The organism is Cohnella massiliensis (assembly GCF_900169535.1).
In the GTDB taxonomy this organism is placed as follows: domain Bacteria; phylum Bacillota; class Bacilli; order Paenibacillales; family Paenibacillaceae; genus Cohnella; species Cohnella algarum.
The window spans coordinates 1-25,889 of the sequence record NZ_LT821243.1 but is presented as its reverse complement, the minus strand read 5'-3'; the positions used below and the strand labels follow the sequence as shown (position 1 = coordinate 25,889).

General features: G+C 60.1%; 21 protein-coding genes. 13 read left to right on the top strand and 8 right to left on the bottom strand.

Features of this window, described 5'->3' with window-relative positions; genetic code table 11:
- The first annotated feature begins 67 nt into the window (after positions 1-67).
- Positions 68-2,134 (top strand): LuxR C-terminal-related transcriptional regulator, encoded by a 2,067-nt coding sequence (locus tag B7E11_RS30535; RefSeq protein ID WP_139787028.1) that lies wholly within the window; start codon positions 68-70, stop codon positions 2,132-2,134.
- Between the two features lie 95 nt (positions 2,135-2,229).
- Positions 2,230-3,267 (top strand): YheC/YheD family protein, encoded by a 1,038-nt coding sequence (locus tag B7E11_RS01070; RefSeq protein WP_080831804.1) that lies wholly within the window; start codon positions 2,230-2,232, stop codon positions 3,265-3,267.
- A 76-nt stretch (positions 3,268-3,343) separates the two neighbouring features.
- On the opposite strand, the gene B7E11_RS01065 is transcribed toward B7E11_RS01070, so the two are convergent.
- Positions 3,344-4,126 carry a helix-turn-helix domain-containing protein gene (locus B7E11_RS01065; protein ID WP_080831803.1) on the bottom strand — a complete coding sequence of 261 codons (783 nt, stop codon included), beginning with the start codon at positions 4,124-4,126 and terminating at the stop codon, positions 3,344-3,346.
- 110 nt (positions 4,127-4,236) lie between these two features.
- On the opposite strand from B7E11_RS01065, the gene pyk reads away from it, so the two are divergent.
- Both pyk and B7E11_RS01055 read left to right on the top strand, forming a co-directional pair.
- Positions 4,237-5,652 carry a pyruvate kinase gene (pyk, locus tag B7E11_RS01060; protein ID WP_080831802.1) on the top strand — a complete coding sequence of 472 codons (1,416 nt, stop codon included), beginning with the start codon at positions 4,237-4,239 and terminating at the stop codon, positions 5,650-5,652.
- A gap of 174 nt (positions 5,653-5,826) precedes the next feature.
- Entirely contained in the window at positions 5,827-6,534 is a 708-nt protein-coding gene (locus B7E11_RS01055) for a YwaF family protein (RefSeq protein ID WP_176220560.1), read from the top strand.
- A 242-nt stretch (positions 6,535-6,776) separates the two neighbouring features.
- On the opposite strand, the gene B7E11_RS01050 is transcribed toward B7E11_RS01055, so the two are convergent.
- Complete coding sequence (locus tag B7E11_RS01050) at positions 6,777-7,448, bottom strand: PDDEXK family nuclease (protein WP_080831800.1); 672 nt, start codon at positions 7,446-7,448, stop codon at positions 6,777-6,779.
- Between the two features lie 754 nt (positions 7,449-8,202).
- Complete coding sequence (locus B7E11_RS01045) at positions 8,203-9,822, bottom strand: nitrite/sulfite reductase (protein WP_080831799.1); 1,620 nt, start codon at positions 9,820-9,822, stop codon at positions 8,203-8,205.
- Between the two features lie 273 nt (positions 9,823-10,095).
- Here B7E11_RS01045 and B7E11_RS01040 point away from each other — a divergent pair, with 273 nt between their 5' ends.
- Positions 10,096-10,317 (top strand): hypothetical protein, encoded by a 222-nt coding sequence (locus tag B7E11_RS01040; protein WP_080831798.1) that lies wholly within the window; start codon positions 10,096-10,098, stop codon positions 10,315-10,317.
- Between the two features lie 169 nt (positions 10,318-10,486).
- Positions 10,487-13,000, top strand: coding sequence for a U32 family peptidase (locus B7E11_RS01035; RefSeq protein ID WP_080831811.1), 2,514 nt, complete (start codon positions 10,487-10,489; stop codon positions 12,998-13,000).
- Positions 13,001-13,051: 51 nt separating this feature from the next.
- Here the strand turns inward: B7E11_RS01035 and B7E11_RS01030 are convergent, their stop codons facing one another.
- Both B7E11_RS01030 and B7E11_RS01025 read right to left on the bottom strand, forming a co-directional pair.
- On the bottom strand, positions 13,052-13,732 hold the full coding sequence (locus B7E11_RS01030) for an LrgB family protein (RefSeq protein WP_139787027.1): 681 nt from the start codon (positions 13,730-13,732) through the stop codon (positions 13,052-13,054).
- Positions 13,729-14,127, bottom strand: coding sequence for a CidA/LrgA family protein (locus tag B7E11_RS01025; protein ID WP_080831797.1), 399 nt, complete (start codon positions 14,125-14,127; stop codon positions 13,729-13,731). Before B7E11_RS01025 ends, B7E11_RS01030 begins: the two co-directional genes overlap by 4 nt.
- Before the next feature lie 121 nt (positions 14,128-14,248).
- On the opposite strand from B7E11_RS01025, the gene B7E11_RS01020 reads away from it, so the two are divergent.
- From B7E11_RS01020 to ligA, 7 genes are all read left to right on the top strand, one after another.
- Positions 14,249-15,142 carry a LysR family transcriptional regulator gene (locus B7E11_RS01020; RefSeq protein ID WP_080831796.1) on the top strand — a complete coding sequence of 298 codons (894 nt, stop codon included), beginning with the start codon at positions 14,249-14,251 and terminating at the stop codon, positions 15,140-15,142.
- 225 nt (positions 15,143-15,367) lie between these two features.
- Positions 15,368-16,072 carry an SDR family oxidoreductase gene (locus tag B7E11_RS01015; RefSeq protein WP_080831795.1) on the top strand — a complete coding sequence of 235 codons (705 nt, stop codon included), beginning with the start codon at positions 15,368-15,370 and terminating at the stop codon, positions 16,070-16,072.
- A gap of 672 nt (positions 16,073-16,744) precedes the next feature.
- Positions 16,745-18,109 carry a UDP-glucose dehydrogenase family protein gene (locus B7E11_RS01010; RefSeq protein WP_080831794.1) on the top strand — a complete coding sequence of 455 codons (1,365 nt, stop codon included), beginning with the start codon at positions 16,745-16,747 and terminating at the stop codon, positions 18,107-18,109.
- A gap of 18 nt (positions 18,110-18,127) precedes the next feature.
- Positions 18,128-19,003, top strand: a complete 876-nt coding sequence (gene galU, locus B7E11_RS01005; protein ID WP_080831793.1) for a UTP--glucose-1-phosphate uridylyltransferase GalU — start codon at positions 18,128-18,130, stop codon at positions 19,001-19,003.
- 224 nt (positions 19,004-19,227) lie between these two features.
- Positions 19,228-19,947 (top strand): heptaprenylglyceryl phosphate synthase, encoded by a 720-nt coding sequence (gene pcrB / locus B7E11_RS01000; RefSeq protein ID WP_080831792.1) that lies wholly within the window; start codon positions 19,228-19,230, stop codon positions 19,945-19,947.
- Positions 19,937-22,336, top strand: a complete 2,400-nt coding sequence (gene pcrA / locus B7E11_RS00995) for a DNA helicase PcrA (protein ID WP_080831791.1) — start codon at positions 19,937-19,939, stop codon at positions 22,334-22,336. Before pcrB ends, pcrA begins: the two co-directional genes overlap by 11 nt.
- Positions 22,337-22,439: 103 nt before the next feature.
- A complete protein-coding gene (gene ligA, locus B7E11_RS00990; protein WP_080831790.1) occupies positions 22,440-24,470 on the top strand; it encodes an NAD-dependent DNA ligase LigA in 2,031 nt (676 codons plus the stop codon).
- A gap of 110 nt (positions 24,471-24,580) precedes the next feature.
- On the opposite strand, the gene B7E11_RS00985 is transcribed toward ligA, so the two are convergent.
- The 3 genes from B7E11_RS00985 to B7E11_RS29920 form a co-directional block, all read right to left on the bottom strand.
- Complete coding sequence (locus B7E11_RS00985; RefSeq protein WP_080831789.1) at positions 24,581-24,976, bottom strand: VOC family protein; 396 nt, start codon at positions 24,974-24,976, stop codon at positions 24,581-24,583.
- 105 nt (positions 24,977-25,081) lie between these two features.
- Entirely contained in the window at positions 25,082-25,495 is a 414-nt protein-coding gene (locus B7E11_RS00980) for a DUF4395 domain-containing protein (protein WP_080831788.1), read from the bottom strand.
- A 142-nt stretch (positions 25,496-25,637) separates the two neighbouring features.
- Positions 25,638-25,889: hypothetical protein (locus B7E11_RS29920; RefSeq protein WP_213084113.1), on the bottom strand; the 252-nt coding region annotated here is incomplete at its 5' end.

Sequence of the window (25,889 nt, the reverse complement as noted above, 5' to 3'; positions counted from 1 at the left end):
AAAGAGGCTATCCTTTCGGTTACTTTGATAGTATACTTTTCGATAAAAATCGGATGGGGTGCAGGTCGTGGCACAGACGATCGGGGAACGATTCGGCCGTTTCATGGAGAAGGATTTTGTCGGGCGCTCGTTTGAAACGGCGTTTTTCGAACGCTGTCTGACCCGGCTGAACGAAACCGTCGAGCGCATTTTGAATGTGTACGGAACGGCCGGAATCGGCAAAACGCTGCTGCTGAGCCGGTATGCGGCCATTGCGGAGCGGCACGGGGCGCTGCAGATTACGGTGGATGCCCGTTATACGGCCCCAAAGCCCGAGTCCTTCTGCCGCGAAATGATCGGGCGATTGGCGGAATCCGAACGGGCGGAGCCGGAGCGGGACCCGGGGCCGCGGACGGAGACGGATGCGGGCGAACGCTGCATCGCGCTCCTGAACGAGCGCGCCGGCCGGCAGCGTATCGTATTGGCTTTTGACAGCTATGAAGAAATGGGAGACCTCGACTACTGGCTGCGGACGATGCTGCTGCCGCGGCTGCACGCGAACATTTTGGTCGTCGTTGCCGGCCGCCATCCGCTCGAAGGGCCCTGGAAGCACCTTCCCGCCTGGAAGCGGCTCGTCGTTCGCTTGCCGCTTGCCGAGTTGTCCTACGAGGACATAAGGGAGTACTTGGGAAAATGGGGCATCGCGGACGAAGCCAAGGTCGATACGATCTGGCTCAAAACGTTAGGCCATCCGCTGGCTTTGTCGCTGCTTACGCCGGTCAGCGCGGAGGAACGTCCGGACCGGTCGCCGTCTTCGGATTCCCTGTCCATTGACGAATCGCTGGAGCAGCTGTTGGACGATTGGATGCGGGAGGTAAGGGGAGAAGAGCTGAAAACGCTCGTCTACGCGGCATCGACCGTGTTTACGTTCCAGCAGGAGCTGTTGGGGGAATTGACCGAAAAAACGGTGCCCGACGACCTGTTCGAGGAGTTGATCGGGCTGTCGTTCGTCGCCGCTTCGGAAGGAGGCTGGCATATTCACGAGCTCGTCCGCGAAACGATTCGCCGGAGCTTTCGGAAAAGAAGGCCGAACACGTTCGCCTCGTACGAAGCGAGAGCGATGCGCTATTACCGGGGGCTCGTCGAACGCGGGCTGGCCAGCGGCGAATCGATTCTGCGCCCGCTTGCCGAGCTGCTGCATCGTTCGGGCAATCCCGTTTTGCGCGCGCATTACCGGCAGGTATGGGAGACGAACCATTTTACCGAGCCGCTCGACGAGTTTAATCGGGAGGAAGCGAAAGCGTACGTGCGGCGCCGGCTGCAAATGAACGAAACGCGCAAGGTCCGGTGCTCCGATCCGTTATCCGGCCGGATGTTCCGGTTCGCGCTCCCGTCCGCCGTGGACAGGAGCCGGCTGGAGCTGCTCCCGCCGCTGGATGAGCTTTGCCGGGCGAGTCCCGACGCGGTCCGGCTGCTGCGGGGGAGGGATGGGCGCGTCGTCGGCCTGTTCGCGATCGTCCCGGTTTATGCCCGGACGTTCGGGCTGCTGGCGGAAGCGAAAGTTTCGCGGGCGTATTTCGCGGCGCTGCCCGAGGCGGAAAAACGCAGGCTGCAGGCGGCGGAAGCGCCCGCCGACACCTGGTACGTCTATGCGATGGACGTCGAGGATTTGGGCGAGGAGACGTATCGCGCGGATTCGCTTCATGCGGTGTTCGAACGGCTGCTGAGCGGATGCCTGCTCATCGAATCGCCGCCTCCGCACGACTACTATCGCCTGGCCAAGCTCAGCCTCGGATTTGACGTTTTTCCCGGGGTGGAGCACGCGGATTACGGCGGGGACGATCCCGCGCCGACGTACGTACTCGATACGAGGCAGCATCGGCTGTACGACTACATTTGCCGTCTGACCGGCGAAAAAGCGGCCGGAAGCGAACGCGTTTCTACGCCGCCGATGCCGATGCCGGAAAAGCACGGCGGCCTGACCGAACGGGAGCGCGAGGTCGCCGGGCTGCTGGCGCAAGGGTACACGAACGCGGAGATCGCCTCCTCGCTGTTTATCAGCGAAGCCGCCGTCAAAAAGCACGTCAATTCGATGCTGTCCAAATACGGGCTGAAAAACCGCACCCAGCTGGCGGCCGCGCTGCTGGAAGCCTGACGCGCGCCGAGGCATGCGTGGACGCATGTTAAGTATCTTTTAAGCGGGGTCTGCTATCATGACTCGTTAAAAGAGTTCAAGGAGAGGACCCTACCGTGTTAATCGGCGTCTATTATCCGGAATCTCCCCTCGGGCGGCTACCGGGCAAACGGCTCGAAGCGCTTGCGGCCGAAGCGGTCCGGCAGCACGTTCAGCTCGTTTTTTTCGATGAAAAAGGGGTGGACCTGAAGCGGAATCTCGTCAAAGGCCAAACGTTCGAGAGGGGACGATGGACGGAAAGGGAGCTGCCGCTTCCTTCGGTCGTCATCGACGAGCAGCCGAGGCCGCCGGCCGACCGCTCGCCGATCGAGCAAAGCCTGAGCCGGAGAGTGACCTTTGCGTCGCATGCGATTCAGGGGAAGCTGCGCACGATGGAGCTGCTGCAAAGATCGGACAGTCTGAGGGGACTGCTCATTCCGACCGCGCCGGCGCGCGATGCGTCGGACGTGCTGCGGGCGCTCGAAGCGTACGGACGCGTAGTGCTGAAGCCGGACAACGGGCGTCAGGGGGAAGGCATCGTCGCGGTCGAAGCCGACGGGCTTTACTATCGCTGGCTGGAAGGCTTCAGGCTTCAGAAGCTGGACTTTGCCATGCTGGATCGCGCCGTCCGCGCCCTTGGCCGGAACGGCCTGTATTTGGTCCAGCCGTATATCAACTGCGTCACGGAAAAAGGGGAACCGTTCGATTTCCGCATTCGCGCGCAGCGAAACGGGGAAGGGGGATGGACCGTGACCCGCATTTATCCGAGGCTCGGCCAACCGGGGGCGGTCGCGAGCAACAGTCGCGGCCGCAACGGAAGGACGATCGAACTGGAGCCCTTTCTGAAAGAACGGTTTCCGCAGCAGCATCCGTTTATCGAGCGCCATCTCCGCCATCTCGCCCTTGAAATCGCGGCTTGCGCGGACGGCGGCTCCGATTTCCCGCTGGACGAGCTGGAGATCGATCTGACGATCGACGAAGGGCTGCGGACGTGGTTTTACGAGGCCGACACGTCGCCGCAGGCCGCCGACCACGAGCCGGAGCGGGCCGTCCATACGATCGCTTACGCGAAGCGTATCGCCGCCCGCGCCGCCGCGGCTTCGAATTTGCGTTAGCGCCAGGCAGTCACCGTTCCCGACGAAGAATCGGGACGAACGAGCCGTGCGAAAAGTTACCCGCTTCGGGCGATTTTTAAACGCCGGGACGCCGATCGTCCGCGATTTCGGAAGGCGATTTCCCCGTGATCCGCTTGAACAGGCGGAAAAAATACGAAACGTCGCCGTAGCCGACGAAGGCGGCGATTTCGCCGATCGTCAGCCTCGATTCGGTCAGCAAATAGACGGCGGTTTTGATCCGCTGCCGATGCACGTATTCGCTGATCGTCTGGTTCGTCACCTCGCGGAACAGGGCCGCCGCGTAGTTGGGCGTTTTTTTGATCGCTTCGCCAAGCTCCTGCTTCGTCACTTTTTCGCGGTAATGTTTATGAATGTATTCCTTCATCACTTCCGCATGACGATGCTTTTCGGAGGGAACGGCGCCCCGATCCCGCTCCCGGTTGAAATGGACGAGCGCTTCCGTCAGCAGCGCCCCCGCCATCGTCTCGAAATAGGGCGGATGCTCCTGCCACTGGCTCCAGGCCTCGCGCACCCGGTCGTGAATCAAATCGTATCCGCCCAGCTTCAGCTTCAGCGGCTTCCGAACGTTCAGGATCGGAAGTTTCGCTTCGGCTTCCGGAACGGAAAACCGAACGGCGAACTTCGTGTGCAGGACGGACGGAATGCTTTTCCCGTAAAACGCGGCGTTCGGAGGAATGAGGAGGAGCTCGCCCTTTTCCAAAATATACTTTTCGTCCTCCGCCCAATAAACGCACTTCCCGTAAGTGGCCAGGCCGGCATAATGCGTATCCCGCGCGGCGCCGCCTTCCTCATACCAATCGAAACCGCTGTCCTGGCGAAATTCCTCGATTTTTAGCAAAAAGAACGTCCTCCCGAAGCATACTATTTTTCATTCATTATACTATTTTTCATAGTTCATGCCGAACTTTCGTCGTACAATAGCGGTATGACGAGGAGGACTGGACAATCATGCGCAAAACGAAAATCATTTGCACGATGGGACCCGCGTGCGAGGACGTAAGCATCCTGAAAGAGATGATCGAGGCGGGGATGACGGTAGCCCGCTTGAATATGGCTCATGGCGAGCTCGAGGACCATGCCGGCCGGATCGACAAAATCCGCCAGGCCGCTCGCGACCTGAATACATTCGTTCCGATCATGATGGATATCAAGGGTCCCGAGGTTCGGATCGGCAAGCTGAAGGAAGCTTCCTGCGAGCTGAAGGCGGGCGAAGAGCTCGTTCTGACGACGGAGGAAGTGCTCGGAGATTCCGCTCGGCTGCCGGTCAACTATGCGGATCTGCCGAACGATGTCAAAGCGGGCGACCGGATTTTGATCGACGACGGGCTCGTGGACTTGACGGTTTTGCGGGTTGAGGGGACCGAAATTGCTTGCCGCATTGTCAACGGCGGCACGCTCAAGCCGAGAAAAGGCGTCAATCTGCCGGGCATCAAAACGTCGCTGCCGGGCGTGACCGAGCGGGACGTTCAGCATATTCATTTCGGGCTCAAGCATAGCGTGGAAATGATCGCGGCGTCCTTCGTCCGCAAAGCCGAAGATATTTTGGAAATCCGCCGCATTTTGGAGGAAAACAACGCCGGCCACGTCCAGATCATTTCGAAAATCGAAAATGAAGAGGGCGTGGCGAACCTCGACGCGATCATCGAAGCGTCCGACGGCATTATGGTCGCCCGCGGCGACCTGGGCGTCGAAGTTCCGATCGAGGACGTGCCGCTCATTCAGCGGGAAATGATCGAAAAGTGCAACCTCGCGGGCAAACCGGTCATCGTCGCGACCCACATGCTGGAGTCGATGCAGGTGAACCCCCGTCCGACCCGGGCGGAAGTCAGCGACGTGTCCAACGCGGTGCTTCAGGGAGCCGACGTCGTCATGCTGTCGGGAGAATCGGCCGCCGGCAAATATCCGGTCCTGTCCGTACGGACGATGGCGACGATCGCGAAAAAAGCGGAGGGCATGATCGACTACAAAGAGCAGTTCCACAAAAAGATCGCCCATCACGCGACGAACACGACGGAAATCATCAGCCAAAGCGCGGTCAGCGCTTCGCTTGAGCTGAATGCGGCGGCCATCGTCGCGGCCACCGAAAGCGGCTTTACCGCCCGCATGGTGTCCAAGTACCGGCCGCAGGCGCCGATCATCGCCATCTCGCAGCATGAAAAGGTGCTGTCCAAAATCAGCCTGCTGTCCGGCGTCATTCCGGTCAAGAGCGGCGCCGTCTCGACGACGGACGAAATGTTCGAGTCCGCCGTCCGCGGAGCGCTGCAAACGGACGTCGTGAAGCCGGGCGACACGATCGTCATCTCCGCCGGCGTGCCGTTCGGTCAGTCGGGAACGACGAACCTCATTAAAGTTCAACAGGTTTAACCATTCGCCCCGTTAATTTCATACGGGATGAACCGGCTTCCGGGCGCCGCCGCTTTGCGGCGGTTCCGGGAGCTTTTTGCGTTCTTTTTGCCCTGTTCATTTCGCTTCCTCTTTTTTACAATGGGGATAATAGAGAAAGAGGCTTTCAATCCGGGAACACGGGGGGCGTTCAGGATGGAATTCGAAGCGTTTTCGGCTGCTCATGTCGCGGCGATGGCCGCTTGCGCCGCGGCCGTGGCCGCGATCGTCGTTTTTCGCGGGCGGCTGAGACGGCCGGGCGCGAGCAAGGCGGTCGCCTATACGATTGCCGCCGTCCTGGCGGCGAGCGAGCTGTCGCTGCAGGCGTCCTATTTTCTGACGGATTCCTGGACGTTCGGGTCGCTGCCGCTGCAGCTTTGCAGCATGATGGTCTTCTTGTCCTGCGCGACTTTGCTGACGTCCAGCTACAGGCTGTACGAGATTACCTTTTTCCTGGGGATTCTCGGGGCGCTGCAGGCAATGCTGACGCCGGCGCTCGACGAAACGTTCCCGCAGTTCCGCTACTTCCACTTTTTTATCGCGCATATCGCCATTATCGCGGCCAACGTGTTCATGACCGCCGTCACCGGCTTCCGTCCGACCGTCCGGTCCGTCGTCCGGGCGCTCGTTTGGTTGAATTTGCTTGCCATCCCCGCCGGCATCGTCAACGCGTGGAAGGGGACCAACTTCATGTTTCTCGCCCGCAAACCGGCAACCGGGTCGCTGCTGGACTTGCTGGCCCCATGGCCCTGGTACATTTTACAGCTGGAGGTCGTGGCGGCGGCGTTTTGCTTCTTGCTGCTCGGCGTCGTCCGGCTCGCCGATTTCGTCTTCGGGAGACGGGAAGCGGCGTCGGGCTCGTAGCTGCAGCGACGTTCAGCTTTCGGGCCAAGCAGAGCTGCAGGGGAGTGGTGTTCAGCTTGCGGGTCAAGCAATCTCTTTGGGGGCGACACGCGCCTCGAGGCCGCTATTGCAGGGGATTAAGATTCTGTAATAACTGTCTTCCCTCATTAGATAAAAGCTTGTCAAGCAATCGCAACTCGGTCAGGGCACGCAGATGGTATGAGACCGCCGCAATCGTGCTGCGTTCTGACGCACGGTGCCAGCTAGAGCAGCCTTTTCAGCGAGTCGGGCTCCAGTTCATAGCGGCGAACGGCTCCTCCGCAGGAAACGGGACGGAGCAGCCCCTTGTCGCACATCGAGGCGAGATGCTTCCGAGCCGTGCGAAAATCCAATCCGAACTGCTCGCGAACGTCCCGCGGACGGATGTGCCGACCAAGCCTCCAGGCCATTCGAAGGATGTCTTTTTCCATATGGGAGATTTCCGACGTCAACGCGAGAGGCCGCAGCGAGTCGGTGCCAACCGCAAGCTGCAGCAGCATGCGGCTGATTTCCGGATGTTTCTGCACGTCATCGAAGGAAAAATGAAGCATGGTCCAGCCGAGTCCCGTCAGGAAAGTGTCCCGGTTCAGGCTGTAGCTGTGCGTTTCGCGGTCCATATCCTTGACGTGCGTCTGAAACCCGTCGACCTCGATGCCGAATCGCCCATACGGAGGCATAAAGGCGAAATCGATGAATTGCGACTTGCGGTTCCAATCATAGACCTCGTATTCGGGGTGCAAATGGTCGAACTGTCCGAACAACGGCCACCAGACATTGCGGAGAAACAGGTTTTCCGCATAACGGTTTCCTCTCCGCAGCCGTCCTTTCCGTTCTCCCTGGCGCGCTGCAACGTGGCGTTCAATGAAAGCTTCAACCGCTTGGTCAACATGAGCCATTCCCGATTCCCCCTCGAAAATAAAAAACGCCCCGGAACCTGTAAAAGGCTTCGGGACGTTCTTCGTCTTGCCACCAGTATAGCGAAAGGACGGCCACAGGGCAAGAGGTGATAATAGTGTGAGGATGCCGGATTGCTGGATGTAGACTGTTGGGCTGAATGGAGAAGATATAGACGGCGGGATTCGGGATTTTAGAGTACACTGCGGTCGAAAAATGCGGGGGGATTTAACGAGAAATTCATCGTTCGGGTGAACCGGATACCGGCTGCAGTCGGCTACATTGGAAAATATCCAACGGGGAAGCCTGATTTGCACCAGAAACGCGCCTACGTTGGATTTTGTCCAATCAAAATCGGCATTTCCTTGTGACGAATGAAAAAATGAGCTTTTTCGTTGGATAAAATCCAACGTAGGGACCGGTTTTGCGAATTTTCCCTCTGCAGATTGGATAAAATCCAACGAAGGTAGAGCCTTCCTCCCGGGAAGGGGGGCATTATGGCCAGTCTTGAGCGAAAGAGGTAACAATCCTGCCGGCCGAGAAAATCGCGGAGGCACTAAAATCTCCCAGCCCACGAAATGGAAAACCCCCTCCTCCGCGGCAGAGGCCGAAGCGAAGGGGGGGGCGCATTGCTCGAGGATAGGAATGAATCCGATGCCGCGATAACGGAAGGTTCGCCGGGAGAAGAATAGCCGCCTCGATCAGAACGCCTCGATCAGAACGTAGAACGTAGCGCCGATCAGTTCGCCGCCCCGATCAGGAAGCCGCAGCCAAAATCGCCGTCAGCTTCTCCTGCAGAACGGGAACGCCCACGCGGTGGACGAAATCGTGGAACGATTCGTCGTTGCCGCTGCGCTGCTCCTTGTAAAATTCGATCAGCTGCGCGAGCACCTGCTGGACTTCTTCGCCCTTGACCCGGCCTTTGAGCACCGAATTGAACTTCGGATCCGGTCCGAGCGTGCCGCCGACGGCGATATCGAAGGCGTCGATCATGCCTTCCGGCGTCTTGATCAGGGAGCCCTGCAAGCCGATGTCGGCGATGTGCTTCTGGCCGCAGCCGTTCGGGCAGCCGATGAAGTGAATGCGGAGCGGCTGGTCGAGCTGCACGTGTTCGTCCAAATATTGGGCGACGCGGCGGGCGCGCTCCTTCGTTTCGACGATGGCCAGGTTGCAAAATTCGTTCCCCGTGCACGACACCGTCCGGCTCATGAACCGGTTCGGGTTGGGCGTGAGGCGCTCCAGCAGCGGGTGCTGCAGTACTTCTTCGACTTTGGCGTCCGGGATGCCGGGCAGCAAAATATTTTGCGAAATCGTCGTCCGGATCGTGCCGTCGCCGTATTTGTCGGCGATATCGGCCAGCTGTTCGAACTCCTCGCTGCTCGTACGGCCGACCGGCACGTTCAGGCCGATGTAGTTCAGGCCTTCCTGCTTTTGCTTGTGCACGCCGTCGAAGTAGGAGCCGTTCCAGCCGATTACCCGGTTTTCCCCGCGGGACGGCATCGGGCCGATCAGCTTCACCAGCTCTTCCTGGAACTTCTCGACGCCCCAGTCGGCGACCAGGTATTTCAGGCGCGCGTAGTGGCGTTTTTCCCGGTAGCCGTGATCGCGGAACAGCGTCGTAACGCCAATGGCGACCTTCAGCACTTCGTCCGGCAAAATGAACATGTCGAGCTGTTTGCCCAAGTGCGGCTTGGCCGACAGGCCGCCGCCGACGAGCGCGTGGAAGCCGATCGTTTCTTTGCCGTCGATCACTTTCGAGGCCGGGACGAAGCCCAGGCACTGGATTTCGGCGCTGGCGTTATTGTAAATGTTGGCCGAGATGGACATTTTGTATTTGCGCGGCAGGTTCGAGAAGTCCCGATTGTTCAGGAAAAACTTCTCGAGCCGGTCGACGATCGGCGCCGTGTCGATCAATTCGTCCGGATCGATGCCGACGAGCGGGTTGCCGACGATCGTCCGCGGGCAGTCGCCGCAAGCTTCGACCCCCGACATGTCGACGGAAGCGAGACGGTCGAAAATGTCGGGAAAATGCTCGATTTCCAGCCAGTGGTACTGGATCGCCTGACGGGTCGTCACGTCGATCAGTCCGCGGCCGTAGTCGCGGCCGATGGATGCCAGTACCCGGGCCTGGGCGCTTGTCAGCACGCCGCCGGGAATCCGGATGCGCATCATGAAGTGGCCGTTGTTCGGCTTTTGCTGATATACGCCGGCCCATTTAAATAGGTTGAAATCCTCCTGAGGAATCGACGCGAACCCTTCCTTCGCATACTTTTCCACGATGTCGCGGATAATGTCGAGGCCGTCTTTTTCCATTTTATAAAATTCGAATTTATTCAGCTTGTCCGGATTCTTCATCCATACCGCTTCGTAGGCCACTGCGATATTCCCCCTTGTTGAATCGAATCGGCAGCTAATTCCGATTTATCCAGTATGTTTTGATCGTATCATATTTGACTACCCCCGACAATGCATGACGCGATTTCATCTATAAAACTTACTGATGGCTGCTTTAACGGATCGTTATAAACAAAAGCGCTTCCAAGTTGTGACAAAGTTGTTACGCGCGCAAACTCGGACTTGCAAGCCTCGCTTTTTGCGGATAACATATAGGATAATGGGAAGGTTATGAACAAAAGGAGGTCCCACCCAATGTTCCTGGCGGCAAATGCAGCAAACGCGGCGGAGGAAACGGCCAGCCTTTACACTCCGTTCGACATATTCATGGTCATTTTTACGGTGCTCATCGCGCTTGGACTCGTGCGTCTGCTCATGGAGAAAGGGAAGAAGAACGTGTTCGCCATCGGCTTCGCGCTCGTGGCTTTGATCGTGTTCCTCATCGCGGACGTCAAGATGGTCAGCGGCTGGTTTTAAACGATCGCATGATAGGGGTGTGAAACGGGCCGAAGCCGAGCGCTTCCGCCCGTTTTTTCTGTTTGCGGCAAAGCGGAGGCTTTATTTTCTTTTGGCCCCGGTTGGCGCGGTTTGGTATACTTGGGGTATTGGCTGCCCGGGAGGGCAGGGCGGTATGGAGGTAAACGAAATGACAGACAAAGCCGTTATTCGGCGTGAAGATATCGAGCTGCTCGCTCCGGCGGGAGATTGGGAGTGCATGCGGGCCGCCGTGGCGAACGGGGCGGACGCCGTCTTTTTCGGCGTGGAAAAGTTCAACGCCCGCGCCCGCGCGAACAATTTCAAGATGGACGAGCTGCCGGAAATTATGGCGTTTTTGCACCGTTATGGAGTCAAAGGGTTTCTGACGTTCAACATTCTCGTTTTCGAGGACGAGCTCAAGGATGCCCAAACGCTGGTCGAAGCCTGCATCGACGCGGGCGTGGACGCGGTCATCGTGCAGGATTTGGGCCTCGTGAAGCTCATTCGCGAGCTTTCGCCGGATTTCCCGATCCACGGATCGACGCAGATGACGATCACGTCGCCCGAAGCGGTGGAATTTACGAAGCCGTTCAACATCGAGCGCGTCGTGCTCGGCCGGGAAAACAATCTGAAGCAAATCCGCAAAATCGGCGAGCAGGCGAAGCTGCCGATGGAAGTGTTCGTGCACGGGGCGCTGTGCGTTTCCTATTCCGGACAATGCCTGACCTCGGAAGTGTGGGGCGGCCGCTCGGCGAACCGCGGCGAGTGCGCGCAGGCCTGCCGCCTGCCGTACGATCTCATCGTCGACGGCGTCCAGAAGCAGATGGGCAATATCGCTTACCTGCTGTCGCCGAAGGATTTGGCGGCGATCGATATCATGCCGGAGCTGATCGAGGCCGGCGTTACTTCTTTTAAAATAGAAGGCCGGTTGAAGTCGCCGGAATACGTGGCGAACGTCGTGAGCAAATATCGCCGCGCGATCGACCGCTATTTCGAGGGCGACGAAAGCAAGCCGTCGCGCGAGGAAGTCCGCGAGCTGGAGCAGAGCTTTTCGCGCGGCTTCACGCACGGCTTTCTGGAAGGTACGAACAACAAGAAGCTCGTAGAGGGCACGTTTCCGAAAAGCCGGGGCGTCTATCTCGGGCGCGTGGAGAAAATATTGCGCGACAGCGTCGTTTGCGTGATCGAAGCGCCGCTCAAGCGCGGCGACGGCATCGTGTTCGACGCGGGGGACCCGACGAAGAAGGAAGAGGGCGGGCGCGTCTACGATTTGCGCAGCAACGGCGCCAAGCTCGAAGGCGAAGCGCCGGAAGGCGGCCGCGTCGAAATCGTGATGGGGCGCAACGACGTCGACCTCCATCGCGTGCATGAAGGCGACCGGATCTGGAAGACGAGCGATCCGGCGCTGGACAAGCGGCTGCGCGGCACGTTCGAGACGGAGAAGCCGTACCGCACGTTCCCGGTGACGGTTACGGTCGAAGGCCGCGAGGGCGCGCCGTTGCGGACGATCTGGACGGATGCGGCAAGGGGGACGACGGTCGTCGTGCCGTCGGAAATGCCGCTCGAACGCGCGGAAAAAAGGCCTCTGGGCCCGGAGGTGCTGGCCGAGCAGCTCGGCCGTCTCGGCGGCTCGCTTTACCGCCTGGAGGAGCTGGCCGTCGCGCTCGAAGGGGACGTGATCGTGCCCAAGAGCGAGCTGAACCGCATCCGGCGCGTCGCGGTCGAGCAGCTCGAGCGGCTTCGCGAGCAGCCGCCGCGGTACGTCAAGCGGCCGCTGCCGCCGCGCGCGCCGAAGGCGCAAGCCAAGCCGGTTCGCCCGGAAGACGCCCGGCTGACCGTGCTTTGCCGCACGCTCGAGCAGGTGCGCGCGGCGGCGGAAACGGACGCGGCGATGATCTACGCCGACTTCGAATTCATCAAGCAGTTCCCGGACGCGATCGCCGTCTGCCGGGAAGCCGGCAAGCCGATCGCGCTGGCGACGCCGCGCATTCATATGCCCGGGGAGAACGGCTATCACCGGAACATTTTGAACCTGAAGCCGGACGCGGTGCTCGTTCGCAATACCGGCGCGCTGTACTATTATTTGAAGGAGCGCGCGGAGAAGCCGGGCGAGCGTCATCCGCTGCTGATCGGCGATTTCTCGCTGAACGTGGCGAACCACAAGACGATCGAGCTGTTCCGCGAAGCGGGCCTCGATTGGCTGACGCCATCCTACGACCTGAACATCCAGCAAATGGTCGATATGCTGCGCGAGTCCGACACGTCGCGACTGGAGCTCGTCATTCACCAGCATATGCCGATGTTCCATACGGAGCATTGCGTGTACTGCACGTTTTTGAGCGAAGGGACCGACTACACGAACTGCGGCCGTCCTTGCGAGGAGAAACGCGCGTCGCTGCAGGACCGCATTGGGATGTCGCATCCGGTCCGCGTCGACGAAGGCTGCCGGAACACGGTGTACAACGCGATCGAGCAATCGGGAGCGGAATATTTGAGCCATTTTATGGAATTGGGGCTCGCCTCGTATCGGGTGGAGTTTCTGGAGGAGAACGCGGACAAGGTGCGGGAAGTGCTCGCGCTTTACCGGGCCGCGATCGACGGCCGGGTTGCCGGAAGCGACGTTTGGAAGAAACTGAAGGCGACGAACCAGCTCGGCGTCACGCGCGGGCAACTGATCAAATAAACGAACGAAAAGCGGCCCGGCGGATCGGATACGATTCGGCGGGCCGTTTTTTCACGGGACGGGAACGAGATAAGGATATACGCACAGCGTAAAAAGCGCGGACAAAATCATGGATGCGCTGGCGACGGCTCCCGCGACATCGCCGTGCTCGAGCGCCCTGGATATGCCGGCGCTGTGGGCGCCGGTCCCGAGCGCGACGCCGAGGGCGACGTCGTCGCGAATGCGCAGCAGGCGGATGACGGAAGGACCGATCATCGAGCCGAGCAATCCCGTCGCGAGCACCGCGCAGGCGGTGACGGAGCCGATGCCGCCGTTCGCCTGCGACAGGCCGATGGCGATCGGCGTCGTCACCGAGCGCGGCAGCAGGCTGTCGGTCAACCGGACATCCAGCCGCAGCATGCCGGAGATGAGCAAACAGGAAAAAAGCGAGATCAGGCTGCCGGCGGCGACGCCTCCCGCGATGGCTCGCAGATGTTTTTTGAGCACGGGATAGGCTTTGTACAGCGGCACGGCGAACGCGACGGTCGCGGGCTGCAGCAGATCGGTCAGCCAGGAAGTCCCGGCCCGGTAGTCATCGTAAGGAATGTTCGCGATCAGGATGAAGGCGATCAGCAGAACGGGCGTGACCAGCAGCGGAGAGAGCAGCGGGGACCGCAGCCGCTTCGCCGCGCTTTTGATCCCGAAGTACAAGCCGACCGTCATCCCGGCCCCGAGCAAAGCCAGCGGAGTCATCGGCAATCGGCCTCCTTCCGCGCGCGCGGCCGCAACACGAGCTTCGTCACCGCGCCGGCGCATGCCAGAACGAGAAGCGTCCCCGCCGCGATGACGAGCAGCAGCCGAAAGCCCGCGCTTCCGAGCAGCGACGGATATTGGACGATGCCGACGGCGGAAGGAACGAAAAACAGCAGCAATTCCGCCAGCAGCCAATTCGCTCCCCGTTCGATCCAGCGCAGCGGCAGCAGCTTCGTTTTCAGCAGCAGAAACACCGCGATCGCGCCCAAGATGCTGCCCGGGAGCGGCAGGCCGAGCCGGCCGGCCAACTTGTCCATCGCCAGCGCGACGCCGGCCAAAGCGGCAATTTGGACGAACGCGGTGGCGGCATTGAGGATTCGGATGTGCCACTTCATGCGAGCTTGCCTCCCTTCGAACGGGCGAAATGAATAATGAAAAGTATACGCTGCTTATTTTCATAGGTAAAATACATATAATGAATGTTTATCATTCCATTCGTGCATGGCGGTGAAATCGGTGGACATCCGGCACTTGCAATATTTTATGGAGACGGCGCGCCAGGGAAGCTTCACGAAAGCCGCGGAAAAGCTTCATGTCAGCCAACCGACGATCAGCAAAATGATCAAAGGCATCGAGGAGGAGCTCGGAACCGAGCTGATCGACCGTTCGGGCAAAAGGATCGAGCTGACCGACGCGGGACGGATGATTTTGGCGCAGGCGGAAAATATCGTTCGCTCGTTCGAGCATTTGTCCTCGGATTTGGACGATTTGCTGAACCTGAAAAAGGGGACGCTGCGCATCGGCTTGCCCCCGATGGCGGGAGCCGGCTATTTTCCGGAAGCGCTCGGCCTGTTTCACGAGCGTCATCCCGGCATCGCGCTGGAGCTGGTGGAAGACGGCGCGAAAAAAATGGAAGCCGACATTGCCGCCGGAACGCTCCATATCGGCGTCGTGCTGCTGCCGACCAAACGGGATGATTATCATTCCATTCCGATTTCCGAGGAGCCGGTCCACCTGCTCGTCCCCAGCTCGCATCGGCTTGCCGGGCGGCAGGAGGCGTCGCTCGCCGAGCTGGCGGGCGAGCCGTTTATATTGTTCGGCCAGGAATTCGCGCTGCGGGGCCGGATCCGCTCGGCATGCATTCAGGCCGGCTTCGAGCCGGCGATCGTTTGCGAAAGCTCGCAGTGGGATTTGATCGGCAAGCTGGTGGCGGCGGGGCTCGGCATTTCGCTTTTGCCCGAATCGATCTGCCGACAGGTCGTTTCGGACAAGGCGAGGGCGATCCGCCTAGTCCGTCCTTCGATTCCGTGGGCGCTCGCGATGATTTGGCGAAAGGATAAATATTTGTCCCCTGCGGAGCGGGCATGGCTGCAGTTCGCGGAGTCGTATTTCAAAGGCGGACGGGGATAGGCGCGCGCCAAGCGCCGGGCGCTGCCGAATTTTCCATGGACAAAGTAAAGCGCTTGCAATAAAATGGCGGGGAGGCTTGGCCCGGCCGGGAAGACGAGGCCGGACGCCGAGAAAGAATATTTGCCAGGTCCAAAGGCAACATCCGTAATTTTCCGCATTCGACATGATCGGCGAATTGCGGGGAAAGGCTCTTGCGAGCCGATACTGGACAGGAGTTGATACGGGATGAACATTTTCATTACGGGCGCAAACCGCGGCATCGGACTGGCTATCGCCAAAGCGCTGCTGGAGCGGGGACATCGGGTCGTGGCGGGCATTCGTCCGGCTTCGCGGCTGGAGGAAATGGAGCGGTTGCGGGGTCGATATCCGGCCGACGCCCTGCAAACGGTCGAAGCGGAGGTCGGCGACGAGGCTTCGATCCGGGCCGCCGCGCAAACGATGCGGGCGAACGGCGTTCGTTTCGACGCGATCGTCAATAACGCGGCCATCGCCGTCGGCCGTAAAAGCTCGATCGAGGAAGCGGACCTGGACGATTTCGAGCGGACGTTTCAAACGAACGCGTTCGGTCCGGTGCGGGTCTGCAAGCATTTCGTCCCGCTTCTGAGGGCCGGGGACGGGCCGTCGTTCGTCATCAACATGTCCTCCGCGTCGGGCATTATCGAAAAATGCGGGTCGAAGGACTATTCGTATGCGATGTCGAAGGCGGCGCTCAATATGTTCACGGGCATTTTGCGCAATCAGCTGGCGGAACGAAACGTGTCGGTGTACGCCGTGCACCCGGGATGGGTGCGCACCGATCAGGGCGGGATGGAAGCGCCGCTGGACCCGTCCGAGCCGGCCGCGCAGCTGTGCGATCTGCTGGAAGGGAAGACGAGGCCGGAGCACGGCCGCTTCTTCATCCACTCGGACGGGAGCCCGCTGCCGTTTTAGCGGAAGCCAAGAGAAAGGCCTCGCCGGATTGGACGAAACGAATATTTCCGACGCAGCCGGCGAGCATCTCCGGCGACAGCGGGCGCACCCAGCTCCCCCATGCGTCCGCTGTCGCAAACGCCGATCACCGCGCTCAGTTGAGTAAAAATTACCCATCTGCCCCGTCCAAACGCCGATAACCGCGCCGAGTTGAGTAAAAATTACCCATCTGCCCCGGCCAAACGCCGATCATCGCGCCGAGTTGAGTAAAAATTACCCATCTGCCCCATCCAAACGCCGATCACCGCGCTCAGTTGAGTAAAAATTACCCATCTGTCCCGTCCAAACGCCGATAACCCTGCTCAGTTGAGTAAAAATTACCTATCCGAACCTCTTTCCGCCTACGGCCGCGTTTCGGTTAGTCCGTCCGAAGTTTCCTCCGATTCACGATCCCGGGAGTCTCGTTCGTGTTTCCAAGGCCCCCGTCAAGCGTTTCCTTATGTGGTATTTTATTTCACAGCCTGGCGCCGCTATCCCGTTCGCTCAGGGAGCCGAAGCGCAATGTCGGGCGCACCGATTCGTTAACGCGCGCAAAAGTTTACACTCCGTTAACGAAAAAAGGGAAATGCGATATTGCCTCCATGCTATCATCGCGGTATATCGAAACCAAAGTGATGTAAGGAGGCTTCCGCGATGCATATGGCAGTGATCGGAGCGGGGATTGCCGGATTGACGACGGCGGCCGGCTTTGCGGAATTGGGTCATCGCGTGGACTGTTATGACGCGGATTCGGGAAAAATTCGGTTGTTGACGCAAGGAACGATGCCTTATGTCGAACCGGAATTGGAAGCGCTTGTCGCTCGCAATGCGGAAGCCGGGCGATTGAAGTTCGGCTCCAATCCGGCGCAGATGATGCACGAGGCCGAAACGGTGTTTCTCGCTGTGGGTACGCCGTCCGCGGATGACGGCCAACTGCAGCTTTCTTTTTTGTGGGCGGCGGCGGAACGGATCGGGGAGTGGGCGGACGGAAAAGAACGGACAGTCGTCGTCAAAAGCACCGTTCCCGTCGGGACGGCGGACCGGCTGGAATCGCGGCTTCGCAGCCGGCTGCCCGCGGGCTGTCCCGTTCACGTCGCCTCGCTGCCGGATTTTATGCGCGAAGGCCATGCGGTGGCGGACTTTTTCCAGCCGTCGCGAATCGTGATCGGCGCGGCGAATCCGGAGACGGCGGCGAAGCTCGAGCGGCTGCATCGGCCGTTTTGCGCCCCGGTCGTCCATATGGACCGGAGAAGCGCGGAGCTTTCCAAGCTGGCCGCCAACGGCGCGCTGGCGGTTAAGCTGTCCTTCGCCAACGAGATGGCCTCCCTCGCCGAGCATACCGGAGCGGATTACCCGGCCATCGCGCGGGCGCTCGGGCTGGATCCGAGAATCGGGCCGCAATTTCTTGGGGCCGGCCTGGGCTTCGGCGGCTCGAGCTTGCCGAAGGACGCGCGCGGTCTCGTGCGCCTCGCGGACGAAGCCGGGGCGCCGCAGACGGTCGTGTCGGCGGCGATCCGCGCGAACGCGCTGCTGCCGCTGCGCATGGTCCGCAAGCTCGAAGCCGCGATCTCCGGTCCTTCGCGGCGCAAGGTCGCGCTGCTGGGCCTTGCGTTCAAGCCGGGGACCGCGGATATGCGCGAGGCTCCCTCGTTGAGGCTGGCGACCGAGCTGCTGCGCCGGCATCCGGGAATCCGGCTTTCGGCGTACGACCCCGCCGCGGGGCAGTCGGCGAAGAGGATGCTGCCGAACGCCGTCCGGATTTGCGGTTCGGCAGAAGAAGCGCTGCATGAAGCGGATGCGGCGATCGTGGTGACGGATTGGCCGGAATTTCGCCATATTTCCGCAAATGACTTTAAAAAATGGATGAAACGAGCGATAATACTAGATGGACGAAACCATTTGGACGCCGTCGGGTTGAACGCGGAAGGCGTCGTTTGCATCGGCATCGGAAGATTGCCCGAGGCGACGGCCGAACTCGACGCGGCTGCGGCGGATTTTCCTTCGTCATTATTGTCGTAGAGAGAGGATACTCGTTTCATGAAGATTCGCAAAGCCATCATTCCCGCGGCGGGACTCGGAACCCGTTTTTTGCCCGCGACCAAAGCGATGCCCAAGGAAATGCTGCCGATCATCGACAAGCCGGGGATCCAGTATATCGTAGAAGAGGCGGTCGCTTCCGGAATCGAAGACATTATTATCGTAACCGGCAAAAGCAAGCGCGCGATCGAGGATCATTTCGACAGTTCGTTCGAATTGGAACAAAATCTGCTCACCAAGGGCAAGCTCGAGCTGCTGTCCGAGGTGCAAAAGGCGACGGAGCTTACCGACATTCACTACATCCGGCAGAAGGAACCGAAAGGACTCGGCCACGCGATCTGGTGCGCGCGGAAGTTCATCGGCGACGAGCCGTTCGCCGTGCTGCTCGGGGACGATATCGTGCAATCCGAGGTGCCGTGCCTCAAGCAGATGATGGACGTGTACGACCAAGTTCGCAGCAGCGTGCTCGCCGTCAAGCGCGTGCCGGACGAGGAAATTTCTCGCTACGGGATCGTCGATCCCGCGCCGGGCACGGCGGACGGCGACAAGATCGTCAAGGTGCGCGGCGTGGTGGAAAAGCCGGTCAAGCAATACGCGCCTTCGAACATCGCGATCATGGGCCGCTATATTTTGACCCCGGCCATCTTCGATTTGCTGGAGACCCAGTCGATGGGAGCGGGCGGAGAGATTCAGCTTACCGACGCGATTTACCGGCTGATGGAAAGCGAATCGATTTATGCCTACGACTTCGAAGGCAAGCGCTACGACACCGGGGAAAAACTCGGCTACCTGAAGACGATCATCGACTTCGCGCTCGAGCGCCCCGATCTGGCGAAAGACGTGCGGAACTATTTGAAAACGAAGCTAAGCGAATAACCGGAAACGAGGGAATCCGCCGACGATGCGGCGGCCGCTTCCGGAGCGCAGGCCGAAGCCCGGTTCTTATGGAGCCGGGCTTTTTCATTTTCGGGAAGATGTTGCCGCATCCGGAAGCGCGCGGCAGAACAAGCCCCCCGGTCCCCGGAAATTGGGAGCGGAAGCAAATTGACACACCCTTTGCCTACGCTTAGACTAGGGGTAAACGACCGACGGAGGACGGCATGAATTCCCCTTTTTACAGCGAATGGCGTCATGTGTTCAAGCTGGATCCCGACCGCCCGATCGACGACGACCGGCTTGCCGCCGTCTGCGCGTCCGGCACGGATGCGATCCTCGTCGGCGGTTCGAGCGGCCTGACGTTCGACAATACGGTGGACTTGCTCTCCCGCGTCCGCCGATTCGAGACGCCGTGCGCGCTGGAGCTGTCCGATCCGGAATGCGGCGTGCCCGGCTTCGACGGCTACTTCATTCCGATGATGCTGAACACGGACCGGGGCGAATGGATCGCCCGCCGGCAGGCGGAAGCGCTTCGCGACTACGGGCGACTGCTCCCGTGGGAGCATGTCGCGGGAGAAGCCTATCTCGTGCTGAACCCCGACTCGACCGCCGCGAAAGTGACGGGAGCGAAGGCGGACCTGTCCGCGGCCGAAATCGCGGCTTACGCGCAGGTGGCGGACCGGCTCTGGCGCGCGCCGGTCGTCTATTTGGAATACAGCGGAACGTTCGGCGATATGGCGACCGTCCGCAGCGTGCGCGGGCAGCTGACGCAGGCGCGCCTGTTTTACGGCGGCGGCATCCGTTCGGCGGAACAGGCGAGGCAGGCGGCGCTATCCGCGCATACGGTCGTCGTCGGCAACGTCGTCTACGAGGATTTGGAGGCGGCGCTTTCGACGGTGGATGCCGTAATCAACAGCGCAAAGGAGCAAGACCATGTTTTTTGAACCTGTACCCCAAGATACGGAATCGTTCGACATAGAGAGCGCGGTCGGCCGGCTCAATCCGAAGCAGCGCGAAGCGGTGCTGGCGACGAGCGGCCCGCTGCTGATCATGGCCGGCGCGGGCAGCGGCAAAACCCGGGTGCTGACGCACCGGATCGCGTACCTCATCGCCAAGCGGCTGGCCGCGCCGTGGAGCATTTTGGCCATCACCTTCACCAACAAGGCCGCCCGCGAGATGCAGGACCGGGTGTCCAAGCTCGTCGGTCCGCAAGGCCGCGACATTTGGGTCAGCACGTTTCACTCGATGTGCGTGCGGCTCCTTCGCAAGGATATCGAGCGGATCGGCTACGGGTCCAACTTCAGCATTCTGGATTCGGGCGATCAGTTGTCGGTCATCCGGACCATCATGAAAGAGCAAAACATCGACACGAAAAAGTTCGAACCGAAGGCGGTGCAGGCCGTCATCAGCGCCGCCAAAAACGAGCTGCTCACGCCGGAGCAATACGAGGCGAAAATCGGGGACTATTTTCAGACGATCGTCTCGAAGGTTTACGGCGTCTATCAGAAACGGCTGAAGGCGAACAACTCGCTGGACTTCGACGATCTGATCATGCTGACGATTCGGCTGTTCAAGGACGTGCCGGAGGTGCTCGCGTTTTATCAGAACAAATTCCGGTACATCCACGTCGACGAATACCAGGATACGAACCGGGCGCAGTATGTGCTTTGCCGGATGCTGGCGGAAGGGCACCACAACATTTGCGTCGTGGGCGACAGCGACCAGTCGATTTACCGCTGGCGCGGGGCGGACATTTCCAACATTTTGAACTTCGAGAAAGACTACCCCGAAGCGCAGACGATTTTATTGGAGCAAAATTACCGCTCGACGTCCAACATTTTGGACGCGGCGAACGGCGTCATCCAGAACAACCTGGGCCGCAAGGCTAAAAACCTGTGGACAGACAAGGCCGGCGGGGACAAAATCACCGTCTTCCAGGGCGATTCCGAGCACGACGAAGGCTATTTTATCGCGCGCGAAATCCGCAACAACCGGCAGAACGGCCGCAGCTACGGGGACCACGCGATTTTGTACCGGACGAACGCGATGTCCCGGGTCGTCGAAGAAGTGCTGATCAAGTCGGAAATTCCATACCAGATCGTCGGCGGCGTCAAGTTCTACGACCGGAAGGAAATCAAGGACATTCTCGCGTACTTGCGGCTGATCTCCAACCCGGACGACGACATCAGCCTGGCGCGGATCGTCAACGTTCCGAAGCGGTCGATCGGCGATACGACGATGGCCAAGGTGTTGGAGGAAGCGGGGCGCAGGGGGATTTCGGTGTACAGCCTGCTGAGCGAGGGCGACGGCCTGCTCGGGGACGGGCTGTATCATTTGGACATTCAGACGCGGGCGAAAACGGCGTTGACCGAATTCCGGAACCTGATCGCGAACTTGAGCAAAATGGCCGACTATTTGTCGGTAACCGAACTGACGGAAAAGGTGCTGGAGGAAACCGGCTACCGGCTCGAGCTGCAGCGCGAAAACACGCTCGAATCCCAGGCGCGGCTCGAAAACATCGACGAGTTTCTGTCGGTGACGCAGGACTTCGAGAAGCGCAACGACGACAAGTCGCTGCTCGCGTTTTTGACCGACCTTGCCCTCATCGCCGATATCGATACGATGAACGACGATCCGGAAGCGGGAAATGACGCCGTTGTCCTCATGACGATGCACAGCGCCAAAGGGCTCGAATTCCCGGTCGTGTTTATCGTCGGCATGGAGGAAGGCGTGTTTCCCGGCGGACGGGCGTTTTTGGACAACGAGGAGATGGAAGAGGAGCGGCGGCTCGCCTACGTGGGCATCACCCGCGCGGAGAAAAAGCTGTATTTGACGTGCGCGCGCTCGCGGCTCCTGTACGGCCGGACGAACAGCAACTCGCCTTCGCGTTTTTTGGAGGAAATACCGGAGCCGCTCAAGGAGCGGGCCGGCTCGTTTGGCGGAGGGCGCTACGGCTCGATCGGCGGAGGCGGCGGCTTCGGCGCCCGTCCGGGCGGCTCGCGGTTCGGAAGCGGCGCGGCGACGGCCGGCGGCTTCGGGAGCCGGGCGCAGGCGGGCTCGGGCGGCAGCGTGTTCGGCTCGCGGCCGGGAGCGGCCGCCGGAGCGACCGGGGCCGGACGAACGGCCGCGGGCGGCGGTTCCGCGCCGCAAGCCGGCGGAGCGGCCGACGCGCAGCTGTCCGCGGGCGATAAAGTGCAGCACGCCAAATGGGGCGTCGGCACGGTCATCGCCGTCAAAGGCTCGGGCAAGGATACCGAGCTGCAAATCGCGTTTCCGGCGCCGGTCGGCGTGAAGCGGCTGCTCGCGGCATTCGCGCCGGTGACGAAGATATAATCTTTTCGCGTTATCACCCCGTGTTCCATATCGCAGGCTCACGGGGTGATTTTATGCGCGGCCCATTGGAGAACATAAGAGTACATAGGAAGGACGGTCGATTATGACGGCAAAGGAACCGATCGAGCGGATGCGGGAGCTGGTGGAGGTGCTGAACGGGCACGCCCGCCGCTATTATACGATGGACAGTCCGACCATCAGCGACAAGGAATACGATGCGCTGTACGACGAGCTGGCGGAGCTTGAGCGAGCGTCCGGAACGGTTTTGGAAAATTCGCCGACGCGCCGGGTCGGCGGGGAAATTTTGAAGGGGTTCGTTCCCCATCGGCACCTGTCCCGGCTGTGGAGCCTCGACAAGGCGCAAAATCTGGACGACCTGACCGCCTGGGCGACGCGCGTAAAGAAGCTTATCGCCGATTACAACGCGAAAAACCCGGACCGTCCGCTTCCGGATCCGGAATACGTCGTCGAGCTGAAATACGACGGCCTGACGCTCAATTTGACGTATTCGAACGGCGAGCTCGTTCAAGCCGCCACGCGCGGCAACGGCGTCGTCGGCGAAGGCATTTTGGCGCAGGTTCGGACGATCCGCTCGGTGCCGCTCGCGATTCCGTTCAAGGACGGCGTCGTGGAAGTGCAGGGCGAAGGCATCATGCGGCTTTCGGTGCTGGAGAAGTACAACGAGACGGCCGCCGAACCGCTCAAAAACGCGCGCAACGGCGCCGCCGGCGCTCTTCGGAACCTCGATCCGCGCGTTACCGCGTCTCGTCGGCTGGACGCTTTTTGCTACAACATCGGCTATTCCGAGGGGCTGCAGCTTGCCAACCACCGGGAAATGATGGCGTTTTTGCGCGAAAATCAATTTCCCGTCAACGCCTACGTCCGGTATTTTTCCGATATCGAAGCGCTGTCGGCGGAGCTGGAGCGGGTCGCCGAGATGCGCAAGGAACTCGATTATTTGATCGACGGCGCGGTCGTCAAGCTGACGGATTTCGCGACCCGCGAGGCGCTCGGCTATACGGACAAGTTCCCGCGGTGGGCGATCGCGTTCAAGTTCGAGGCGGAAGAGACGACGACCGTGCTCGAATCCGTCTCCTGGGAAGTCGGCCGCACGGGGAAAATCACGCCGCTCGCCCGCGTGGAAGCGGTGGAGCTGGCGGGAGTGACGGTCCAAAACTGCACGCTCAACAACATCGGCGACATCGAGCGGAAGAACCTGAAGCACGCGCTGGGCACGCGGGTGTTCATCCGCCGCTCCAACGACGTCATCCCGGAAATTTTGGGAAAAGCGGACGAGGAAGAAGCCGGCGGGACGATCGAGTATCCGAACGTCTGTCCGGGCTGCGGCTCGCCGCTGGAAATGCGCGGGGCGCACCTGTTCTGCCTGAACAAGCTCGGCTGCAAGCCGCAAATCATCGGGCGCATCACCCACTTCGCTTCGCGCGACTGCATGGACATCGAGACGTTCAGCGGAAAAACGGCCGAGCAGCTTTACGAGGAGCTCTCCGTTCGGGATCCGGCCGACCTGTATTCGCTCACGCTCGAGCAATTGCTGGGCTTGAGCCGCTTCGGCGAGAAAAAGGCGAGCAACCTGCTGGCGGCGATCGAGAAGTCGAAATCCCGCGAGCTGGCCGCGTTTCTGAATGCCCTCGGCATTCCGAACACCGGCAAGGCGACGACGAAAATGCTGGCCGATCACTACGGCGATCTGGACAAGGTGATGGCGGCCGAGGCGGAAGAGTTGACGGCGCTGCCGGACGTGGGCGGCATCGTGGCGGAGAGCATCGCGGGCTTTTTCCGCGATCCCGTCATGCAGGAGAGCATCGCCCGCATGCGCGCGGCCGGCGTGCGCGCCGAGGCGGAGCGCACGGCGTCGGAAGCCGCCGACGAGAGCCACCCGCTTTTCGGCAAAACCGTCGTGCTGACCGGGACGCTGACGCGGTTGACGCGCGACGAGGCGGCGAAGAAGCTGGCGGCGCTCGGGGCGAAGGTATCGGGCAGCGTATCGAAGAAGACGGACCTCGTCATCGCCGGCGAGAGCGCGGGCAGCAAGCTGGCGAAGGCGCGAGAGCTCGGCGTCGAGGTGCTGGAGGACGAGGAGGAGCTGCTCAAGCTGCTGGGCATGGAGTCGTAAAAAAAGGCCAACCAGAAATTCTGGCTGACCTAATAATACGAAAGACCGCCGTCCGAATGGCCCGTTGTCGTTGTCGGGTCGGGGACGACGGTCTCTTTCTTTCGTCCGAATTATCGCTGGAAGAACTCGATCCACTCCCGTTCGGGGCCGTAGATGAAGAAGTAGCGGTGGCCGTTGGGGAGCGTTACGATATCCTGGCCCAGCCCCTGGTCGATGAACGTCGCGCCGAGCCGCTTGAGCCGTTCGAATTCCGCTTCGATATCCGGCACATGAACCGCAAAGTGATGAATGGTGGCTTCCGACGGCAATTGATCGCTGTAGCCTTGAATCAGTTCGATTTCCGTTTCGTCCGAGCCGTTGAAGCCGAGAAACGCGAGTTGAAACACCCCGTTCGTGTGGACGAGGCGCCCTTTTACCTCCAAGCCGACAACTTCCGTGTAAAATCGGACGGTTTTTTCCAAATCCCGAACGACGATGCCGACATGATCGATTCTTTTTTGCGCCATATCCGATTCCTCCCGAAAATAAGTTCACGCCCGTTGCCAAAGCTCGCCACTTCTGCGGTGCCTGAAATAGGGAGCGAAGACGGCTGCGGTTGGGCGGCTTAGGCGTCAACCGGGCTTCAGCTTGCGCGATATCCTTTTATATTGATAATAAAGCGTGCAGCCGATGCAATAGCCGAGCAGGGCGACGCCGGCCGCAATCAGCAGAAACGCCGCGAATACGGTCCCCGCGAGCGTCCAGCCGAAGAAATGGCAAAGCAGCGACAAGGTCAGGAAGACGACCGCAAGCGTATTGTTGAAACGTTGCAGCACTTCCGCCTGCGTTTCTTTGCCTTCGGTTCGCAGAAACGGCCTGGCGAGGCGCACGAACAAATTGTACTTGCCCCGCGTCAGCAGTCCGGCGACCTGAACGAGCCACAGGGCGGCAAGCACCCAAGGGTTTTGCAAAACGACCGACGCAACGACGAACAGGACGATGCCTGCCTGATTCGCTTTTACGTAAGGCATGGGAATCTCCTTCAATTTGCTCGCCTCCGTTTTCGCAAAAGGGATGAAGAAACGTTGAATTAATTCCAACTTAACTTATCGGCTTTTGGATCGTCAAGTGGAAGTTCAATAAATTCCATAAAAAGGTTGTTGCGTAGTCGCGTCGATTCGTGGTAAATTAAATCTCGCCGCTTCGAACGGAGCGGGCAGCACGAACGAAACAAATGAAAAACAGCTTCAAAAAAAGTGGTTGACAAGCTTTGAAGAAGCTGATATCATTAATGGCTGTCGGCTCCTTGAGCAGACGCGAAAGCGAAGGCCTTCGGGCTAACGCGATTGCTCCTTGAAAACTGAACATCGAGCGTAATTGGAAACAAGTCGAATGCAGGCTTTGAGCCTGTGCGAGACAAACCAGCAATAACTTTTTGAG

What these genes read in the sequence shown, in the direction of transcription:
- B7E11_RS01055 (WP_176220560.1), top strand. Translation starts at nt 5,827, where the DNA reads ATGGAATTCGAAGCGTTTTCGGCTGCTCATGTCGCGGCGATGGCCGCT.
- B7E11_RS01030 (WP_139787027.1), bottom strand. Translation starts at nt 13,732, where the DNA reads ATGACTCCGCTGGCTTTGCTCGGGGCCGGGATGACGGTCGGCTTGTAC.
- pcrB (WP_080831792.1), top strand. Translation starts at nt 19,228, where the DNA reads ATGAATTCCCCTTTTTACAGCGAATGGCGTCATGTGTTCAAGCTGGAT.
- galU (WP_080831793.1), top strand. Translation starts at nt 18,128, where the DNA reads ATGAAGATTCGCAAAGCCATCATTCCCGCGGCGGGACTCGGAACCCGT.
- ligA (WP_080831790.1), top strand. Translation starts at nt 22,440, where the DNA reads ATGACGGCAAAGGAACCGATCGAGCGGATGCGGGAGCTGGTGGAGGTG.
- B7E11_RS00985 (WP_080831789.1), bottom strand. Translation starts at nt 24,976, where the DNA reads ATGGCGCAAAAAAGAATCGATCATGTCGGCATCGTCGTTCGGGATTTG.
- B7E11_RS01035 (WP_080831811.1), top strand. Translation starts at nt 10,487, where the DNA reads ATGACAGACAAAGCCGTTATTCGGCGTGAAGATATCGAGCTGCTCGCT.
- B7E11_RS01040 (WP_080831798.1), top strand. Translation starts at nt 10,096, where the DNA reads ATGTTCCTGGCGGCAAATGCAGCAAACGCGGCGGAGGAAACGGCCAGC.
- pyk (WP_080831802.1), top strand. Translation starts at nt 4,237, where the DNA reads ATGCGCAAAACGAAAATCATTTGCACGATGGGACCCGCGTGCGAGGAC.
- B7E11_RS01010 (WP_080831794.1), top strand. Translation starts at nt 16,745, where the DNA reads ATGCATATGGCAGTGATCGGAGCGGGGATTGCCGGATTGACGACGGCG.
- pcrA (WP_080831791.1), top strand. Translation starts at nt 19,937, where the DNA reads ATGTTTTTTGAACCTGTACCCCAAGATACGGAATCGTTCGACATAGAG.
- B7E11_RS01050 (WP_080831800.1), bottom strand. Translation starts at nt 7,448, where the DNA reads ATGGCTCATGTTGACCAAGCGGTTGAAGCTTTCATTGAACGCCACGTT.
- B7E11_RS01025 (WP_080831797.1), bottom strand. Translation starts at nt 14,127, where the DNA reads ATGAAGTGGCACATCCGAATCCTCAATGCCGCCACCGCGTTCGTCCAA.
- B7E11_RS01015 (WP_080831795.1), top strand. Translation starts at nt 15,368, where the DNA reads ATGAACATTTTCATTACGGGCGCAAACCGCGGCATCGGACTGGCTATC.